This window comes from Streptomyces stoeckheimensis (assembly GCF_045822005.1).
Lineage (GTDB): Bacteria > Actinomycetota > Actinomycetes > Streptomycetales > Streptomycetaceae > Streptomyces > Streptomyces stoeckheimensis.
The window spans coordinates 154,328-171,788 of the sequence record NZ_CP169552.1; the positions used below are offsets into that span (position 1 = coordinate 154,328).

Sequence of the window (17,461 nt, forward strand, 5' to 3'; positions counted from 1 at the left end):
ACTCCACCCTCCAAGGGGCGGCACATGAGAATCACGCTTTCCGAGCGCGGCACTCCCGACTGGCTGGTCGCCGCAGACCTGGCCCAGAAGGTGTTCGCCAAGCAGTACCAGGCCAGCATCGCTCCGGACCCGGACAGCTTCCTCGCCTTCTTCGAGGACAACGACGACGGAACAGAGGAAGCCCTCGCCTGCGCGGGCATCACCTACGCCGAGGGGTCCGACATCCTGCTGGAGAGCTACCTCGACGCCCCCGTCGAGGAGGTCATCAGCGCCGACGTCGACGCGCCGGTCAAGCGCTCCCAGGTGATGCAGGTCGGCAACATCTCCTCGGTCCGGGCGACCGCGGGCGCCGAGATCATCAAGTCCATCCCGCTGGTCATGGCCTGCCTCGGCCGCCCCTACGCGGTGATGACGATGACCCACCGGCTCGCCGCCCTGATGCAGCGCCTCGGCGTGGTCTTCCACCCCCTCGCCGACGCCTCGCCCGACCGGCTCTCCACCGAGGAGGCGGCCACCTGGGGCTCGTACTACGAGACCCGGCCGATGGTCGGGTACGCCATAGCCGCCGAGCAGAGCACGCTGCTGCTCGCCGCCATCGGCCGCTACTGCTTCGAGAAGATCGACATGCGGTTCGTCAGCAACCGCCCGGAGGCGAAGGTGCTGACCCGTGCCGCATGACACACCCCGGGTGTCCCTCGCCGGGAGACTGCTGGAACAGGCGGACAGCGACGCCGTGATGGTGCGCGTGCTCGCCGCCGTCGGCCCGGACGGCGCCCCCGCCGGCACCGCGGCCGCCTGGAGCTACCGCGAGATCATCGGCGCCGCCCTCGTCTGGGCCGGACGGCTGGAACGCTGGGCCGGGGAGCACGGCCGCCCCGCCCGGGTGGGACTGCTCGCCGAGAACTCCCCCGAGTGGGTCGTGGCCGACCTCGCCCTCCTGTTCGGCGGAGCCGTGGAGATCCCGGTCCCCACCGCCTTCACCGCCGAGCAGGCGGCCTCCCTCCTGGAGAGCGCCGACATCTGCCTCGTCGACGACAGCGGCGCCCGCGCCCTGGAGCGCTGGACGCGGAGCACCGCGGCCGCCGTCCTGCCGGCCGGCTGCCCCGTGACCCCCATCGGCCCGCCGGAACTGCCGGCCGGGGCGCCCGCCGCGCGGCCCCTCCCCGAAGTCCCCGCGCAGGACGCGGTCGTCAAGGTCATCCACACCTCCGGCACCACCTCGGCCCCCAAGGGGGTACGGATCCGCCGGCACGGCCTGGACGAACTGCTGACCTCGCTGCGGGCACGCATCCGCCCGGCCGACTTCGAGCGCTACCTCTCGGTCGTGCCCCTGAGCCTGCTCATCGAACAGGTCGCCGGGCTCTACATGCCCTTCCTCACGGGCGGTTCGGTGTCCTTCCTGCCGCCCGGCACCGCGCTGGTCGGCACCGCCGCCGACGCCGGGCCCCGGATGCTCACCCTGCTGCGCCAGGCCCGCCCCACCGCCCTGGTCGTACCGCCCACGGTCGCCGCCCTGTTCCTCGCGCTGTGCGACGAGCAGCCCCGGGAGAGCGTGCGGGAGCGCCACCAGCGGATCTTCGGCCACGACGGCCCGGTCTTCATCGCCTGCGGCGGAGCCCCCGTGCCCGCGGAGGTCCTGCGGCGCCTGGACGCGTACGGACTCACCGTCCACGAGGGCTACGGGCTCAGCGAGAACTCCTCGGTGGTCTCCTGGAACGTCCCCGGCGAGGTCCGGTTCGGCACCGTGGGACGCCCGCTGGACCACGTGAAGGCCGAACTGGCCGAGGACGGCGAACTGCTGATCCACAGCACCTCCCTGTTCGCCGGGTACACCCGGGAAGACCCCTCCAGCGTCGTCGTGGACGAACAGGGGCGGCTGCACACCGGCGACCTCGCCGAGATCGACGAGGACGGCTACCTGCGGATCACCGGCCGCAAGAAGAGCATGGTGATCACCGCGAGCGGGCGCAACGTCTCTCCGGAGTGGGTCGAGTCCCGCTACCGCGAACTCGGCTTCATCCGCGAGGCCGCGGTCGTCGCCGACGGGCTCGAACAGGTCCACGGCCTCTTCGTCGTCGACGCCGGCCTGGACCACGCCACCGCACGGCGCCGGATCGACGCCTTCGGCCGCGAACGGCTCTCCGGCATCGAACGCGCCGCCGTCATCCACCTCATGCCCGAGGACGACCCCGGGTACGCCACCTGCTTCACCGTCACCGGACGCCCCCGGCGCGACGTCGTACGGGCCCACGTCCTGCGCATCCACAGCGAGTCCCACCACAGCGAGCCCCACCACACCGATAAGAACCTGGAGAAGGCATGACCTCCGCCGTCATCACGACCGCCGCCACGACGACCGCCGCCGCTGTCAGAACCACCCCCTACGGCACCGGCACCGGACTGCTCGTGGAGCCCGTCGAGGGCGGAAACCTCGCGGACATCGACCCGAAGGTCCTGCGCGGCCTGCTGGCGGAGGCGGGCTTCCTGCTGCTCCGGGGCTTCACCGGCTCCGACATGGCCGGCTTCACCGCGCTGGTGCAGTCCACGTCCACCTCGACCACCATCGACCCCGCCCGCGACTTCTACTCCGAGGTCGCGCAGAAGGTCGACGCCGGCTTCGACGAGGTCGGCCTGCACACCGAGAACGGCAACAGCCCCTTCCGCTCCCACCTCGCCTGGTTCTTCTGCGAGAAGGCCGCTTCCTCCGGCTCCCAGACCACCGTCTGCGACGGCTACCGCGTCTGGGACGCCTTCAGCCCGGCGGCGCGCGAGGCCTTCGCCGCGCAGGACATCGTCTACAGCCGCTACGTCGCCGAGGCGCAGTGGCGCGCCATGGCCCACCACCTGCTGGGCGGCACCACGCCCGCCGAGGAGATCGACGTCGCGGAGCTCATCGCGCTCGGCGACCGGACCCCCGGCACCAAGATCGTGGCCCAGGAGGACGGCGGAGTCCGCTACTCCTTCCGCACCCCGGCCGCCGGCCGCACGGTCTTCGCCGAGCGGCCCTCCTTCGCCAACAGCATCCTCGGGCCCTCCTTCAACTACGAGAAGCCGAAGATCACCTTCGCCGACGGCACCGAGCTCTCCGCGGAACTGCTCGCCGAGGTCGAGGCGGTGACGGCCCGCCTCACGGAGAACCTCGACTGGCAGGACGGCGACGCCGCCCTCATCGACAACACCCGGGTCATGCACGGACGCCGGGCCATCACCGACCCGAACCGCACGATCTTCAACGCCCTCAGCTACATCGAGGCCCCCGCCGCCTGACCGTCCCGACCGTCCGGACCGTCCGGACCGATGATGGGAGAAACATCCGATGGCACGCTCCGGAGACACCCTGCACATGGGGGCCGACCGGCTCACCTTCCTGGCCACGGCGGCCGACACGGACGGCGCCTACCTGGAAGTGGAGGTCGACTACGCGAGCGCCGCCCACATGCCGCCCGCGCACTACCACCCCAAGCAGACCGAGCTCTTCCGCGTCCAGAGCGGGCAGATCAACGTCCGGCTCGACGGCACCCTGCACACCTACAGCGCGGGAGCCGAGTTCCACATCCCGCCGGGCGTGGCCCACTCGATGTGGAACGACGGTCCGGAGCGGACCCGGATGACCTGGCGCGTCACCCCGGCCTACCGGACCGAGCAGCTCTTCGAAACCCTGTGGGGACTGGCCGGCGAAGGCAGGCTGCGCCCCGACGGCACCCCCTTCCTGCAGATGCCGTTGCTCGCGCTGGGCTTCCGCGACGAGTACCGGGCCGTCACCGGACGCCCCCACGCCGTCGACATGGCCCTGTCCACCCTGCTCGCGCCGGTCGGCCTGGCCTGCGGCTACCGCCCCACCTACCGCCCGCCCCAGCGCGCAGACCAGAGCAGGGCCGCCGCCTGAGCGACCCGTACGGTCGCCCGTACGTCCACCCGCACGAACCGGCATTCGAGCCGGAATCGAGGGTGCGCCGAGGCGTGCCTCCTAGCGTCAGCCGCATCAGAAGACGGTCAATGCGTGGAGGAATGTCATGGCCATGGAGCACGAGTTCATCCTGCCCGGTGCGGATCTGCCCCAGCCCGATGCCGACCTGCGCAAGAAGCGCGAAGCGGTCATCCTGGAGCACACGGTCGCCGAGATCGCCTGGGACATCGACGGTGTGCTCGCCACCTTCCCGCGCGGCGGCATCTACCGCATCCAGGCCTTCGAGGAGGGCCCGCTGATCGGTGCGGAAGCCATCAAGAAGGGCTACTTCGCCGAGCTCCAGGCCGCTTTCCCCAACCTGGAGCACGAGCTGCACCACGTGCACCACACCCCCACCGCGGTCATCCTCGAGGCGCAGGCGCGCGGCAAGCAGGAGGCGGACTGGCGGGGGATACCCAACCTCGGCAAGTCCATCGACGCCCCCGTCGCCGTCTTCTTCCACTTCGACGGCGACGTGCTGGTCGACGAGACCCTCTACTTCGACATCGCCACGTTCCAGCGTCAGCTCGGCTGACCCGGTACGCCCTTCGCGCTGATGCGGGGCCCCGTACCGATGCCGGTGCGGGGCCCCGCAGCGTTGCGGCGCCCGACCGGAACTCAAGTTGAACTTGAGGTTCCGTCCGTAGCGTCAGGAGCGCCGGCTCGGCATGTGTCACCCTCCAGAAAGGAAGCTCTCAATGAGCGCCGTCAACCCCCCAGCCCCGGGCGGTGGGAACAAGAAGGTGGTCTTATGGGCCATCCTCACCACCAGTGTCGCCTCCTTCATGGCGGGGCTCGATCAGCTGGTGATCATCACTGCGCTGCCGACCATCAAGGACAAACTGGGCGGCAGCCTCTCGGATCTGGAATGGACGGTCAACGCCTACACGCTGTCCTTCGCGGTGCTGATGATGTTCGGCGCCGCACTGGGTGACCGCTTCGGCCGGCGCAAGGTCTTCGTCCTGGGCCTGCTGCTCTTCACGGCCGCCTCGGCCGCCGGTGCGCTCGCCCCGGGCATCTCGGAACTGATCGCGGCGCGCGCCGTCCAGGGCGCCGGTGCGGCGATGATCATGCCGCTGTCGGTGACCCTGCTGACCGCCGCGGTACCCGCGGAGAAGCGCGGTACGGCGCTCGGCATCTGGGGCGCCGTCAACGGCCTCTCGGTCGCCGCCGGTCCGCTCGTGGGCGGCGCCATCGTCGAGCACCTCTCCTGGCAGTGGATCTTCTGGCTCAACGTGCCGATCGGTCTGATCCTCGCGCCGGTCTCGCTGCGCATGCTGGCGGAGAGCAAGGTCTCCGGCTCCCGCCTCGACGTCGTCGGCACCATCCTGGGCGGCATCGGCCTGTTCGGCATCGTCCTCGGCATCGTCAAGGGCAACATCGACGGCTGGACCTCGCCGCTGGTGCTCGGCTCCATGATCGGCGGAGCCGTCGTCATGGTCCTCTTCGTCCTCTGGGAGAACCACACCGAGCACCCGATGGTGCCGATGCGGCTGTTCCGGATCAAGGCGTTCACCGCGATCAACCTCGCCGGCACCCTGATGTCGGTCGGCATGTTCGGCGCGATCTTCCTGATGACCCAGTTCTTCCAGAGCATCCAGGGCTACAGCGCCATGGAGACAGGCGTCCGGCTGCTCGCCTGGACCGCCATGCCGATGGTCGTGGCCCCGCTCGGCGGCATGGTCTCCGACCGCATCGGCGGCAAGCCGGTGGTCACCCTCGGCCTCGCGATGATGACGGCCGGCATGGTCTGGTGGGCCTTCATCCTGGAACCGGGCACCTCCTACGTCGCCCAGCTGCCCTCCCTGATGATCTGCGGCGCGGGCATGGCCCTGTTCTACGCCCCGCTGATGAACCTGACGATGGCTTCGGTCAAGGAGCACGAGCAGGGCATCGCCTCGGGCGTCACCGCCGCCACCCGCGAGGTCGGCGCCGCGCTCGGTGTGGCCCTGCTGGCCTCGATCTTCAGCGCCAACGGCGGGTACGCCTCGGCGGACGACTTCGTCGACGGCCTCGTCCCCGCCATGTGGGTCGGCGCCGCCGCCGTGGCCGCCGCGACCCTGTCCATGCTGATCGCCCCGGGCCGCCGGGCGAGCGGCCCGCCCGTGGCGCAGTCCGCGTCCACGTCCTCCTCCACGTCCGCGTCCTCCCCCACGTCCCCGTCCCCGTCCGCCGGGACGCCGGCCCCGGTCGCCGCCGAGGAGGCCGCACCGGCCGCGGTGCGCTGACACCGCAGCCCCGTACGCCTGTCGACGGCCTCCGCGCCCGCGCGCGGAGGCCGTCGCCATGTCCGCTCCAGCCCGCTCCGAGCGCTGCCGGAGCCGGCCGCCACAGACTCTGACCCGGCCCGCAGTTCACCCCTTACGACAACGAACCGAGGAAACATGCCCATTGAGGAGATGAAGATCCAGGACGCCTTCCGGATCACGCCGTCGCCGCTGTCGGACAACCGCGGCAGGTTCTTCGAGGCCTGGCGCATCGGCGAACTGACCGAGCTGACCGGCCAGCCGTTCACCGTGCGGCAGGTCAACTTCTCGGTCTCGCGGCGCAATACGCTCCGCGGCATCCACGGCACGATGCTGCCGCCCGGCCAGGCCAAGCTGGTGACCTGCGTCCGGGGCGCCGCCCTCGACGTGGTCGTGGACCTGAGGGTCGGCTCGCCCACCTTCGGGATGTTCGACACCACCCTCCAGGAGGCCGACTCGGGCATCGGCGTCTACCTCGCGGACGGCCTCGGCCACGCCTTCCTCGCCCTGACCGAGGACACCTGCATGAACTACCTCTGCTCCGAGGAGTACGTGCCCGGCACCATGGTGGACATCCAGGCGCTCGACCCGGAGATCGGCATACCGTGGAACGGCTCGGAGCCGTACATCAGGTCAGAGAAGGACGCCGCCGCGCCGAGCCTCTCGCAGGCCGTCGCCCTCGGACTGCTCCCGACGTACCAAGAGGCCGTCGCCTCCTACGGGGACTCCTACGCGAACCGCCCCGCCCGCTGATCCGGGCGCACGAGAACGCGGCGGGCGCCGTACATGCCCGCCGCGTCTTCGTGTGCCCGCCGGCCCGCTCAGGTCAGGGCGGCCCGCTGCTGCAGGGGTTCCCACCAGGCGCGGTTGTTCCGGTACCAGGCGAAGGTCTCCGCGAGCCCCTCGGCGAAGTCCTTGCGCGGCCGGTAGCCCAGCTCGGCCGAGATCTTGGAGCAGTCCACCGAGTAGCGCAGGTCGTGCCCCAGCCGGTCGGCCACGTGCTCGACGCTGTCCCAGCCCGCACCGGCCAGGTCCAGGAGCAGCGTGGTCAGTTCCTTGTTGCTGAGCTCCGTGCCGCCGCCGATGTTGTACACCTCGCCGGGCCGGCCGCCGGTGCGCACCAGCTCCAGCCCCTGGACGTGGTCGTCGATGTGCAGCCAGTCCCGGACGTTGAGCCCCTCCCCGTACAGCGGGACGCGCAGCCCGTCGAGCAGCCGGGTGGCGAACAGCGGGATGACCTTCTCGGGGAAGTGGTGGTGCCCGTAGTTGTTCGAGCAGCGCGTGACCCGCACGTCCAGGCCGTGCGTGCGGTGGTAGGACAGGGCGATGAGGTCGGAGGAGGCCTTGGAGGCCGCGTACGGGGAGTTGGGCCGCAGCGGATCGGTCTCCGGCCAGGACCCCTCGGACACCGAGCCGTACACCTCGTCCGTGGAGACGTGCAGGAAGCGGGCGCTGCCGCCCGGGCGGCGCAGCGCCGCGTCCAGCAGGGTCTGGGTGCCCAGCACGTTCGTGGTGATGAACTCGCCGGCGCCGAGGATGGAGCGGTCCACGTGGGACTCGGCGGCGAAGTGCACGACCTGGTCGTGCCCGGCCACCAGCTCCCGCACCAGCTCCGCGTCGCAGATGTCGCCCTGTACGAAGCGGAAGCCGGGGTGCCCGCGGACCGGGTCGAGGTTGGCGGGGTTGCCCGCGTAGGTGAGCTTGTCCAGCACCGTGATCGCTACGCCGCCCGGCCCCTGGGGGCCCAGCAGCGTACGGACGTAGTGGGAGCCGATGAACCCGGCTCCGCCGGTCACCAGGATGCGTGTCGTGGTCATGAGGATATCTGCACCTTGCTGTGGTCTCCGAGGACGAGCCGGTGGGCGGCGGGCACCGGCGGGGCGGGCGTCACCTCCGCGTGGCGTCCGATGATCGAGGCCTCCACCCGGCTGACGCCGCGCACCGAAGCCCCGTCCAGGACGATGGAGAACTCGATCTCGCTGTCGACGATCCGGCAGTCCCGCGAGATGGACGTGAACGGGCCGATGTAGGAGCCCGAAACCACCGCGCCCTGCCCGATCACGACGGGACCCACGATCCGCGATCCGCTCACCGTGGCGCCCTCGTCGATCTGGACCCGGCCGATGATCTCGCTCTCCTCGTCGACCTCGCCGCGGGTGTGCGGTTCGGCGAGTTCGAGGACGGAGCGGTTGACCTCCAGCATGTCGGCGACGTTCCCGGTGTCCTTCCAGTAGCCGGAGATCGTCGTGGAGCGGACGTCCTCGCGCGCGTCGATCAGCCACTGCAGCGCGTGGGTGATCTCCAGCTCGCCGCGCCAGGACGGCTCGATGGCGCGAACGGCCCGGTGCACGGCGCTGGTGAACAGGTAGACCCCGACGAGCGCGAGATTGCTCTTGGGGAACTCCGGCTTCTCCTCCAGGCCCACCACCCGGCCGTCGGGGCCCAGCTCGGCCACCCCGAAGGCCCGCGGGTCCGAGACCTCGGTGAGCAGGATCTGCGCCGCCGGCCGCTCCGCCTGGAAGGCCTCGACCAGGCCGCGGATGCCGCCGACGATGAAGTTGTCCCCGAGGTACATGACGAAGTCGTCGTCGGCGAGGAACTCGCGGGCGATCACCACGGCATGGGCCAGGCCCAGCGGCGCGGACTGGGGGATGTAGGTGACCCGGAGACCGAACTTCGAACCGTCACCGACGGCTTCCCTGATCTCCTCGGCGGTGTCCCCGACGACGATCCCGACCTCGGTGATGCCGGCGTCGGCTATCGCCTCCAGACCGTAGAAGAGCACCGGCTTGTTGGCCACGGGAACGAGCTGCTTGGCTGATGTGTGGGTGAGGGGGCGCAGGCGGGTTCCGGCCCCGCCGGAGAGCACGAGAGCTTTCATGGCACCGAAGGCTAGGAGCGGGCACTTGAGCCGGGGTGGGGGACCGGCCGGGCAGACGTCACCCGGAAGCGGCGATGAGTTTTCCCGGACCGGAAGGTCTCTCTCAGTAAGGTCGTCGCCAACACAGGAGGAACACGTGGCTCAGCTGCTGAGGGTCCAGAACTTCAACGTCTCGAGCGACGGGATCGGTGCCGGCGAGGACCAGACCCTCGAGAGGCCGTTCGGGCACGTCGATCCCGGGAGGCTGTTCGCCTGGGCCGGTGCCACGGCGAGCTGGCCCATGCGCACCGATCCCGGCGGGAGCCGGGGCCTGGACGACTACTTCACGCGGGACTACGCCCGCAACATCGGCGCCGAGATCATGGGCCGCAACAAGTTCGGGCCCCAGCGCGGGCCCTGGCAGGACCACGAGTGGCAGGGCTGGTGGGGCGACGAGCCCCCGTTCCACACCCCGGTGTTCGTCCTGACCCACCACGAGCGTCCTTCGTTCACGCTGTCCGACACCACCTTCCACTTCGTCGACGGCGACCCCGCCACGGTCCTGCGGCAGGCCCGGGAGGCGGCGCAGGGCAAGGACGTCAGGCTCGGCGGCGGGGCCGGCACCATCCGGCAGTTCCTCGACGCCGACCTCGTCGACACCCTGCACGTGGTGGTCTCACCGCTGAAGCTCGGGTCCGGAGTCCGTCTCTGGGAGTCCCCCGACGAGCTGCTCGACCGGTTCCACCTGGACGTCGTTCCCAGCCCGAGCGGGGTGACGCACCACCTCTTCTGGCGGAAGTGACCGCTCGGGGGTGTCCAGGGCCAGGCGTCCTCCAGAACGGCTCGACCGGGGTTGAGGATCCTCGGTTCACCGCCCACCGACGCGAGAGCCCAGAGAGGCACCCCGATATGTCTGACAACCACCGCGAACTCATCCAGCGCTTCGTGGACATGATCAACAGTCACGACGTGAGCACGATGGCCGAGCACACCGCTCCCGGACACATCGACCACAACCCGATCGTCGCGGACGGCATCGAGGCCAACACGGCCTTCTTCCAGCAGATCTTCGACGCCTTCCCGGACGTCAAGATCCTCGTGCACGACCTGATCGTGGAAGGCGACCGGATCGTCGGCCGCTTCGAGTACTCGGGCACCCACCAGGGCGTCTTCTTCGGCATACCGGCCACCGGCCGCACCCTCACCTTCCAGACGATCGACATCTGGCGCGTCGAGGACGGCCTGCTGGCCGAGCACTGGGACCAGCTCGACGTGGCGGGCATGTTCCACCAGCTCGGCGCCGACTTCTACGCGGGCCAGGGCGAGTAGCGCCCCGCGGACGGACGACGGACGACGGCCGATGGGCCGGTGCACGCGGTGGACCCCACCGCACGCACCGGCCCATCGGCCGTTCCGTCGTTCCGCCGTCAGAACGAGGCGGCGGCGCGCTCCACCTCGTCCACGAGCCGGGCGTGGGCCAGGATCGCCTCCGTGTGCGGGGTGAAGTCCTCCCCGCACAGCACGGCCCGGGCGAACACGCCGGCGATGTTCGTGAAGTGCCGGTCCGCCTCGAGCGGGATCTCCGTGACGGTGCCGCCCCGCTCCACCCGGAGCAGGGGCGTGAGTTCGTCCGGAGTGCTGAAGGCGCGCTCCAGACGCAGCCGTCCCTCGCTGCCCCACAGCCCGTAGCCGCTGCGGTAGCCGTGCTCGACCCCGTACGCGAGCTGGGCCGCCACCCCCGACGGCGCGACGAGCAGCGCGCTGCCCGAGGGCTGCGGACCGTACGGGCTGTCCGGGCGCACCTGCGCACCCGCCACCCGCAGTCCGTCGCCGAGGAAGAGCCGGGCGGCGCGGATCGGGTACGCGGCGACCTCCGGCAAGGTGCTCGCGCGCCGCGGGAGCCCCTGCGGCCCCGCGTCGGGGCGCAGCGGTATGCCGAACTCCGAGCCGAAGAGCTGGACCTCGCCGATCAGGCCCTCCGCCACCAGCCGCCGTACCTCCGCGTGCTGGGAGTGGTGGAGGAACATGAAGTTCTCCATCAGCAGCAGACCGCTCTCCCGGGCGAAGGACACGGCCTTCTCCGCGTCGGCCAGCCGGGTCGCGAACGGCTTCTCGCACAGCACGTGCTTGCCGGCGGCCAGCGCCCGCAGGGTCCACTCCACGTGCAGCTCGGGCGGCAGCGGCACGTACACCGCGTCCACGTCGTCCCGCTCCAGCAGCCGCTCGTACCCGGCCACGGCGGAGCCGCCGAACCGCTCGGTGAACTGCCGCGCCCGCTCGATCCTGCGGCTGGCCACGGCCGTCACCTCGACGAGCGGCTGCCTCAGCATCGAGGGCAGCATCCGGCGCTCGGCGATGTCCGCGCACCCCAGCACACCGATCCGCAGCCGCCCGGCCTTGGGCTCCGTCCCGCTCACAGGCCGTACTCCCCGTCCAGTGCCCGCGTCGCACGCAGACTGGTCAGCAGCGTCCTGGCCTCGATGTTGAGGTAGTTGCTGTGCCGCAGCAGGCCGGCGAGCTGACCCGGGGTCACCCAGAGGAAGTCCTCGGGAACGTCGAGGGGGAACTCGTCCCCCACTTCCACGAGTACGTAGCGGTTGCCCGCGTGGTGGAAGCGGCCGCCCTCCTCGGACTGGACCGTGTCGTACAGCAGCCGGCCCTGACCCCGCAGGACCAGTTCCAGGTAGCGCGGCCGCTGCTCCGGGGGCAGGGTCAGCGCCCGGGCCGGCTGGCACTGCACGGTCGGGCCCAGCTCCGCCACGTCCAGGACGCCCGCCTCGGACCTGGCCTGCGCGAGCAGGTGCGTCACCCCGCCGATCCGGCGGACCAGGAAGGCCGCGAGCCCCTGCTCGGCGGGGGCGATCAGCGGCTGGGTCCAGCTCTTCACCTCGCGGTTCGCGGCCTGCACGGAGGCGGCGATGACGCTGAAGTGGTGCCCCGTCTCGTGCTCGATCGCGTACTCCGTGCGCTGCCACCGCTGTACGTCCGACAGCGGCATGGTGGTCTGCACCAGCTCCCGGAGCGCCTTGATCTCGGTGAGCCGGTTCAGCAGGGTCTCCGTGCTGTGCAGCGGAGTGCCCTCGCTGGCGAAGGAGGGGATCAGCGACAGCACCGTGCGGGCGTCCATGTTGACCACGTTGGACTCGTTCAGCAGCTGGTGGATCTGGCCGAGCGTCAGCCACACGAAGTCCTCGTGCTCCGGCACGTCGCCGATGGCCTCCACGACCATGTTCCGGTTGCGCTTGCGCAGGAACCAGGAACCCTGCTCGGACTGGAGCGAGTCGTAGAGCACCCGCGAGCCCACCCGCGGCGGCCGGAAGTACTCGATGTAGTTGACGGCCGCGCCCTTGTGCACACCGGTGTAGTTGCTCCGGGTGGCCTGCACGGTGGGGGACAGCTGCACCGTCTCGATGTTCCCGGGCTCCATCTTGGCCTGCATCAGGCAGTGCAGGACGCCGTCGAACTCCTTGACGACGATGCCCAGGATGCCGATCTCGGGCTGGTTGATGATCGGCTGCGACCAGGACGCGCCGTACCCGTTCCACTCCGTCCGCACGTCCAGTCCCACGACGGAGAAGAACCGGCCGCTGTCGTGCACGAGGTTGCCCGTGGACTCCTCGAAGTGCCAGCCGACCAGCTCGGAGAAGGGGATGCGCCGCACGTCGTAGCGGTTGGTGCGCCGCTGCTCCGCGAACCACGCGCGGAACACCGGGTTGGGCGTCACCGCACTGTCGAGGGTCCGGGCCGACAGCGTGAACCGTCGCCCGAGGCTCGGAACGAGGCCCGCGGGCACCGTCTGGGCTGTGATCATCAATGACTCCTTCGCCTTGTTCCGCATGCCCAGGGGCAGGCGGCCGCATCGCGAGGATGGAGGCGCGCGATCGGCCCCCACTGGAGCGAGCCTCGACAGGGAATCGGTCAGCGATAAATTTCCTAGCACCACTAGACATGGGGTGGCGGCGACCCTACGCTGAGGCCTCATGAGAATCCTCTTTGCCAGCGTGGGCAATTTCGGGCACATCTTCCCCTTGCTTCCCTTGGCGAGGGCCGCACGGGCAGCCGGTCACCAGGTCGCGTTCGCCACGGGTGAGCAGTTCCACCAGACTCTCCGTGAGGCGGGGTTCGAGCCGGTGACGGCAGGCCGGTCCGTGCCCGAGGCGTTCATCGAAGCAGCGGGCGGTCAAGCCTTCCTCGAGCAGCACGGTGGCGAGGTGGGAGCTCAGGACGTTCCGGCGTCGGTCCTCGCGGACCTGCACATCAAGGTGTTCGGCTCCGTCCTGCCCCGCTGGGTCGCCGCCGACCTGGCCACGGCCTTCGCCACGTACCGCCCCGACCTGGTGGTCCACGAGGTGCTCAACCCGGGCGCTGGCTTCGCCGCACGGCTCGCCGGCATCCCCGCCGTCGCGCACGGCGTGGGCCCGATCTCGCAGGACCACGAGGCCGACCGCCTCCGCCGGGAGATCCTCGCCACCGCGGCCGACCTCGGCGTCGACGTTCCGTCCGACCGCGCGAGCACCCTGGGCAACACCCTCATCGACATCTCCCCGCCCTCCATCCAGGACCGGAGCGTCCTCGAGTCCGGCTGGCCGCGCATCGAGCTGCGCCCCGTCCCGTACGTCGAGCAGGGCGAGATCCCGGGCGGACTGGGCGCCTCCGGCGACCCGTTCGTGTACCTCACGCTGGGCACCGCGCTGGGCTCCGCCGACAACCTGCGCACCGCGATCGACGGGCTGAGCCCGCTGGGCCTGCCGGTGCTGGTGGCCACCGGGTTCCGCATCCAGCGCGCCGAACTCGGCGACCTGCCCGCCCACGTGATCGCCGCGCCGTGGGTGCCGCAGTCCGAGGTGCTGGCGCGCGCGTCGCTGGTGGTCCAGCACGGCGGCAGCGGCACGACCCTGGCCACGCTCGCGGCCGGACTGCCCCAGCTGATCCTCCCGCAGGGCGCGGACGGCCCGGCCAACGGCCAGTCGCTGCACGCCGTCGGAGCCGGCGAGGTCGTCTTCGACCTCTCGGCCGACGCCGTGACGGAGAACGCCCGCCGCATCCTGGCCGACGAGAGCTACCGGGACGCGGCCCGCAAGGTCGCGGCGGAGATCGCCGCGATGCCGGACCCGGAGGAGGTCGCCGCCCGCCTCCCCGGCTTCGCCGCCTGACCAAAGCTCCCCCGACCGGCACCCCCACACCGTCCCGCCCCGACAGGGCAGGCCTACCCGCCACGTCCCGATCCGATCCGATCCGACCCGACCGGGCGCCCCGGCCCCGACCGGGCCCGACCAGGTCGGGGCGGGCCCCACCGGGTCGGGGCGGGGTCGGGGCGCCGGCCCGGACTCCCGCCCCGGCGGCCGCCCCGCCGGACCGTCGGCGACACCGAACTCCCGGACGTCCATCCCCCGTCGTCCGGGCCCACGGCATCCGGTGCGCACGGACCTTCCCCCGGTCACGTGCGCACCGGATGCACCGTGGCCGGTTGCCGCGGCCCGTCAGCCCATCGGCATCGCCGGAGTCCGGGCACCACCGGCGGAGCCCGGCAGGTCCTCGACGGGCTCCTGCCCGTCCGCTCCCGTCAGCGCCTCCACACAGCCCCGCAGTTCGCCCGCCAGCTCCGCCGCCTCGGCCCGGCTGAACACGCCGGAGGCGAACTCCAGGCTCAGCAGCGGATCCGCTCCCCACCGCAGCACCCTCAGCGTGGCGTCCGCGGTGGTGCCGCCCAGGTGTCCGTGGTGGAAGCGCGAGGTGAGCGGTCCCGCCTCCAGGGTCTCGGGCAGCAGTTCGTCGCAGGCCGCGAAGGCCACCTGCGTCAGCGAGGGCCGGGACCGGTCCCCGTGCACGCCCAGCTCGCGCGCCAGCGCCGCCGTGTCGAGGTCCGCGTAACCGAGCGCCTCGCCGAACTCGCAGGCGACGCCCCGCAGGAAGTAGTCGACCCCGCCCTCCAGCTCACAGCACACCGGCACCGTCGCCGAGCACGGTGCGACCGTGCCCATCAGTTCGGCCGTGGGGCGCCGCGGCATCTCGGTGCCCACCAGCAGCCGTTCGTGTCCCGAGCGCCGGCCCGCGGTCAGCGCCCACGCCGAGAGCAGGACGACCGCGTGCGGTACCCCGGCCCGCGCGGCCGTCGCGTCGACCGCCTCGCGCAGGGCCGGGCCGAGGCCGAACAGCACCCGGTCGCCGCGGAAGTCGAACACCGCCGGCCGCCGGCCCGATCCGGTCAGCTCCACGACGGCGGGGAAATCGCGCAGCCGCTTGATCCGTTGGGCCGCCAGCGCGCGCAGCGCACCGGACCGGTCGAGCCCCTCGGCCCGCCGCGCGACCGCGTCGGAACCGCGGCGGCCGCTCCGGTCGAGCGGCCGGCTCCCCACGGCGCGGGCGTAGTCGGCGAGCAGCTCCCGCCAGACCAGCGAGACGGACCAGCAGTCCACCGCGGCCTCGTGGTACAGGAAGGTCAGCAGGTGCCGGTCCGCCGCCAGCCGGGTCAGGGCGAAGGCGAGCGGCGGCCGCTCCGGATGCCCGGCCAGCCGCTCCACGTCCACCACGAGCCGCGCGTGCGCCGCGGCCACCGGGTCTTCGCCCGGGCCGGCGGTCACCTTCGCCATCACGACGAGCGGCAGCGCGTACGCGTCGAGAACACGGCGTACGGGGCCTCGCGGCGAGGGCCCGAACGCGGTCCGCAGCCCCTCGTGGCGGGTGCTCAAGGCGTCCAGGGCCGTACGCAGCGCCCCCAGGTCGAGCGGCCCGGTGAGCTCGGCGCTGAGCATGCGGTGCACCGCGGCGGCGCCGGTGTACTGCTGCGCGGTGAGGGCGGCCAGTTGCCCGGGCAGCAGCTCGCGCGGCCCGGATCCCGCCGCGTCGGGCGCGGCCCCCCGCGGTACGGCAGCACCCTGTGGAACGGCGACGGCCCGCGCGAGTACGTCCGAAAGCGGAACCGGGCCCAGCAGCTGGGGTATGTCCAGCGAGAGTTCCAGCCGTTCGCCGGCCAGGGCCTGCAGCCGCATGGCCTGGCCGAGCCCACCGCCGAGGGTCATGAAGGGCGAACCCGAGGCCCTGGCCGGCAGGGTCCGCCGGTCGTGGCCCAGCAGGTCCGCCGCCAAGTCGAGCAGTTGCTCCAGGGGAGTCGGGGTCTGCATGGGGGTGGCCTCTCCGTGGGCGGTCTTGCCCCGCATGCTGCCGACCACACCTAGAAGTCCACTAGACGACGCCTACGGACCCCGGCCGAAAAGGACCCCACCCAAAGACAGAATCCCTATCACTGACAACTAGAATTTCACCGACAGTGCTACCGTAGTCGGCATGACCCTCCGAGAGCGCCGCGTCCGAGAGCAGGCCCAGCGCCGCCAGTTGATCCTCACCACGGCGCGCGAGATGGCCGAGGCGGAGGGCTGGGACTTCGTCACCACGCGGCGGCTGGCCGAGCGCATCGAGTACAGCCAGCCCGTGCTCTACCAGCACTTCAAGAACAAGGACGCCATCGTCAACGCGGTGGCGCTCGAAGGCTTCACCGAGCTGACCGCGGCGCTCCACGCGGCCCGGCTCTCCTCGGACGACCCGCACGCGGCCCTGGACGCGGTCGCGCGCGCCTACGCCGACTTCGCCGCCCGCGGCCCGGTCCTCTACGAGGCCATGCTCACCCTCGACGTGGGTCTGGAGCATTCCGAAACCGGCACGCCGCAACCCCTCCTGACGGCCTTCGCCGAGATCAGGCAGGCCGTCGAGCCCGTAGCGGCCGACCGCGACCCCGACCTCGTCGCCGAGGTCCTGTGGAGCTCCTGGCACGGCCTGGCCACCCTCACCTGGGGCCGCCGCCTGCGCCCCGACCTCACCCGCGAGCGCCTGGCCGCCCTGACCGACATCCTGACCGGCCCGGCGGCCCGCACACCGTAAGACGGCCGTCAGACCGAGCTGTTCACCGACTCGGGCTGCTCGGTCCGCACGCCCTCGTGCTCCTTGACCCGCTTCCCGAGCAGGATGAACAGCAGGACGAGCCCCACGGTCAGGATGATGTGCCCCAACCCTCCCACCAGCGAGAAGAGCTCGGGAACTTCATTCCCGAGCACGGTCTGGGTGCCCCGGTAGAGCATGCTGAGGCAGGTGATGGAAAGACCGGCGTTGTAGAACCAGAAGAAGTACGTGAACTGCTTGTTCCCGGACAGTCCGAACACCTTGTCGAGGCCGAGGACTATGAGGAAGACCAGCATGCCCAGCGCGAGCAAGTGCGTGTGGAGGACCCCGAGCTGGGTCTCGCCCTCGAACTCGTTGATCTTGGTCATCTCGCGGTAGTACAACCCGGAGAGCACTCCGACAATCATGTAAATGTGCGCCGCGACGTACGACTTCCGCATCCCCGTGCCCGCTCCCTGCTGATCCAATGGCGCCCCTGACGGTGGCCATTGAAGCACCTCGCATAGCCTGTTCGGC

Annotated in this window: 17 protein-coding genes; 11 read left to right on the forward strand and 6 right to left on the reverse strand. The window is 71.2% G+C overall.

The window, feature by feature from the left end; all coding sequences use genetic code 11:
- Positions 1-24: 24 nt before the first annotated feature.
- From ACE1OC_RS42355 to ACE1OC_RS42385, 7 genes are all read left to right on the forward strand, one after another.
- Positions 25-678: a thermostable hemolysin gene (locus tag ACE1OC_RS42355; protein ID WP_407841994.1), complete on the forward strand. Its 654-nt coding sequence runs from the start codon at positions 25-27 to the stop codon at positions 676-678.
- The gene (locus ACE1OC_RS42360; protein WP_407841995.1) at positions 668-2,323 is read left to right on the forward strand and encodes an AMP-binding protein; all 1,656 of its coding nucleotides are present in this window, start codon (positions 668-670) and stop codon (positions 2,321-2,323) included. The genes ACE1OC_RS42355 and ACE1OC_RS42360 overlap by 11 nt, the downstream gene beginning before the upstream one ends.
- The gene (locus ACE1OC_RS42365) at positions 2,320-3,267 is read left to right on the forward strand and encodes a TauD/TfdA family dioxygenase (protein ID WP_407841996.1); all 948 of its coding nucleotides are present in this window, start codon (positions 2,320-2,322) and stop codon (positions 3,265-3,267) included. The genes ACE1OC_RS42360 and ACE1OC_RS42365 overlap by 4 nt, the downstream gene beginning before the upstream one ends.
- A 49-nt stretch (positions 3,268-3,316) precedes the next feature.
- Entirely contained in the window at positions 3,317-3,886 is a 570-nt protein-coding gene (locus ACE1OC_RS42370; RefSeq protein WP_274553382.1) for a cupin domain-containing protein, read from the forward strand.
- A 127-nt stretch (positions 3,887-4,013) separates the two neighbouring features.
- On the forward strand, positions 4,014-4,481 hold the full coding sequence (locus ACE1OC_RS42375; RefSeq protein WP_250745285.1) for an ester cyclase: 468 nt from the start codon (positions 4,014-4,016) through the stop codon (positions 4,479-4,481).
- Between the two features lie 163 nt (positions 4,482-4,644).
- Complete coding sequence (locus tag ACE1OC_RS42380; protein ID WP_407841997.1) at positions 4,645-6,174, forward strand: DHA2 family efflux MFS transporter permease subunit; 1,530 nt, start codon at positions 4,645-4,647, stop codon at positions 6,172-6,174.
- Positions 6,175-6,330: 156 nt separating this feature from the next.
- The gene (locus ACE1OC_RS42385) at positions 6,331-6,945 is read left to right on the forward strand and encodes a dTDP-4-dehydrorhamnose 3,5-epimerase family protein (protein WP_407841998.1); all 615 of its coding nucleotides are present in this window, start codon (positions 6,331-6,333) and stop codon (positions 6,943-6,945) included.
- A 68-nt stretch (positions 6,946-7,013) separates the two neighbouring features.
- Here the strand turns inward: ACE1OC_RS42385 and rfbB are convergent, their stop codons facing one another.
- Both rfbB and ACE1OC_RS42395 read right to left on the reverse strand, forming a co-directional pair.
- The gene (gene rfbB, locus ACE1OC_RS42390; protein WP_407841999.1) at positions 7,014-8,009 is read right to left on the reverse strand and encodes a dTDP-glucose 4,6-dehydratase; all 996 of its coding nucleotides are present in this window, start codon (positions 8,007-8,009) and stop codon (positions 7,014-7,016) included.
- Complete coding sequence (locus ACE1OC_RS42395; protein ID WP_407842000.1) at positions 8,006-9,073, reverse strand: glucose-1-phosphate thymidylyltransferase; 1,068 nt, start codon at positions 9,071-9,073, stop codon at positions 8,006-8,008. The genes rfbB and ACE1OC_RS42395 overlap by 4 nt, the downstream gene beginning before the upstream one ends.
- A 136-nt stretch (positions 9,074-9,209) precedes the next feature.
- Here ACE1OC_RS42395 and ACE1OC_RS42400 point away from each other — a divergent pair, with 136 nt between their 5' ends.
- The gene (locus tag ACE1OC_RS42400) at positions 9,210-9,854 is read left to right on the forward strand and encodes a dihydrofolate reductase family protein (protein ID WP_407842001.1); all 645 of its coding nucleotides are present in this window, start codon (positions 9,210-9,212) and stop codon (positions 9,852-9,854) included.
- A 107-nt stretch (positions 9,855-9,961) separates the two neighbouring features.
- A complete protein-coding gene (locus ACE1OC_RS42405) occupies positions 9,962-10,381 on the forward strand; it encodes an ester cyclase (protein ID WP_250745279.1) in 420 nt (139 codons plus the stop codon).
- Positions 10,382-10,479: 98 nt separating this feature from the next.
- On the opposite strand, the gene ACE1OC_RS42410 is transcribed toward ACE1OC_RS42405, so the two are convergent.
- Positions 10,480-11,469 carry a Gfo/Idh/MocA family protein gene (locus ACE1OC_RS42410; RefSeq protein WP_407842002.1) on the reverse strand — a complete coding sequence of 330 codons (990 nt, stop codon included), beginning with the start codon at positions 11,467-11,469 and terminating at the stop codon, positions 10,480-10,482.
- Positions 11,466-12,863: an NDP-hexose 2,3-dehydratase family protein gene (locus ACE1OC_RS42415; protein ID WP_407842003.1), complete on the reverse strand. Its 1,398-nt coding sequence runs from the start codon at positions 12,861-12,863 to the stop codon at positions 11,466-11,468. The genes ACE1OC_RS42410 and ACE1OC_RS42415 overlap by 4 nt, the downstream gene beginning before the upstream one ends.
- Before the next feature lie 169 nt (positions 12,864-13,032).
- On the opposite strand from ACE1OC_RS42415, the gene ACE1OC_RS42420 reads away from it, so the two are divergent.
- Complete coding sequence (locus ACE1OC_RS42420; protein WP_407842004.1) at positions 13,033-14,205, forward strand: glycosyltransferase; 1,173 nt, start codon at positions 13,033-13,035, stop codon at positions 14,203-14,205.
- A 327-nt stretch (positions 14,206-14,532) separates the two neighbouring features.
- Here the strand turns inward: ACE1OC_RS42420 and ACE1OC_RS42425 are convergent, their stop codons facing one another.
- Positions 14,533-16,209 carry a condensation domain-containing protein gene (locus ACE1OC_RS42425; protein WP_407842005.1) on the reverse strand — a complete coding sequence of 559 codons (1,677 nt, stop codon included), beginning with the start codon at positions 16,207-16,209 and terminating at the stop codon, positions 14,533-14,535.
- Positions 16,210-16,336: 127 nt separating this feature from the next.
- Here ACE1OC_RS42425 and ACE1OC_RS42430 point away from each other — a divergent pair, with 127 nt between their 5' ends.
- Positions 16,337-16,927: a TetR/AcrR family transcriptional regulator gene (locus ACE1OC_RS42430; RefSeq protein WP_407842006.1), complete on the forward strand. Its 591-nt coding sequence runs from the start codon at positions 16,337-16,339 to the stop codon at positions 16,925-16,927.
- Positions 16,928-16,935: 8 nt separating this feature from the next.
- Here the strand turns inward: ACE1OC_RS42430 and ACE1OC_RS42435 are convergent, their stop codons facing one another.
- Complete coding sequence (locus ACE1OC_RS42435) at positions 16,936-17,385, reverse strand: DUF2871 domain-containing protein (protein WP_407842007.1); 450 nt, start codon at positions 17,383-17,385, stop codon at positions 16,936-16,938.
- Positions 17,386-17,461 lie beyond the last annotated feature (76 nt).

Bases quoted from the DNA above. Each gene is read 5' to 3' on its own strand.
- ACE1OC_RS42355 (WP_407841994.1), top strand. From the start codon at position 25: ATGAGAATCACGCTTTCCGAGCGCGGCACTCCCGACTGGCTGGTCGCC.
- ACE1OC_RS42365 (WP_407841996.1), top strand. From the start codon at position 2,320: ATGACCTCCGCCGTCATCACGACCGCCGCCACGACGACCGCCGCCGCT.
- ACE1OC_RS42370 (WP_274553382.1), top strand. From the start codon at position 3,317: ATGGCACGCTCCGGAGACACCCTGCACATGGGGGCCGACCGGCTCACC.
- ACE1OC_RS42375 (WP_250745285.1), top strand. From the start codon at position 4,014: ATGGCCATGGAGCACGAGTTCATCCTGCCCGGTGCGGATCTGCCCCAG.
- ACE1OC_RS42380 (WP_407841997.1), top strand. From the start codon at position 4,645: ATGAGCGCCGTCAACCCCCCAGCCCCGGGCGGTGGGAACAAGAAGGTG.
- ACE1OC_RS42385 (WP_407841998.1), top strand. From the start codon at position 6,331: ATGCCCATTGAGGAGATGAAGATCCAGGACGCCTTCCGGATCACGCCG.
- rfbB (WP_407841999.1), bottom strand. From the start codon at position 8,009: ATGACCACGACACGCATCCTGGTGACCGGCGGAGCCGGGTTCATCGGC.
- ACE1OC_RS42395 (WP_407842000.1), bottom strand. From the start codon at position 9,073: ATGAAAGCTCTCGTGCTCTCCGGCGGGGCCGGAACCCGCCTGCGCCCC.
- ACE1OC_RS42405 (WP_250745279.1), top strand. From the start codon at position 9,962: ATGTCTGACAACCACCGCGAACTCATCCAGCGCTTCGTGGACATGATC.
- ACE1OC_RS42415 (WP_407842003.1), bottom strand. From the start codon at position 12,863: ATGATCACAGCCCAGACGGTGCCCGCGGGCCTCGTTCCGAGCCTCGGG.
- ACE1OC_RS42420 (WP_407842004.1), top strand. From the start codon at position 13,033: ATGAGAATCCTCTTTGCCAGCGTGGGCAATTTCGGGCACATCTTCCCC.
- ACE1OC_RS42425 (WP_407842005.1), bottom strand. From the start codon at position 16,209: ATGCGGGGCAAGACCGCCCACGGAGAGGCCACCCCCATGCAGACCCCG.
- ACE1OC_RS42430 (WP_407842006.1), top strand. From the start codon at position 16,337: ATGACCCTCCGAGAGCGCCGCGTCCGAGAGCAGGCCCAGCGCCGCCAG.
- ACE1OC_RS42435 (WP_407842007.1), bottom strand. From the start codon at position 17,385: ATGCGGAAGTCGTACGTCGCGGCGCACATTTACATGATTGTCGGAGTG.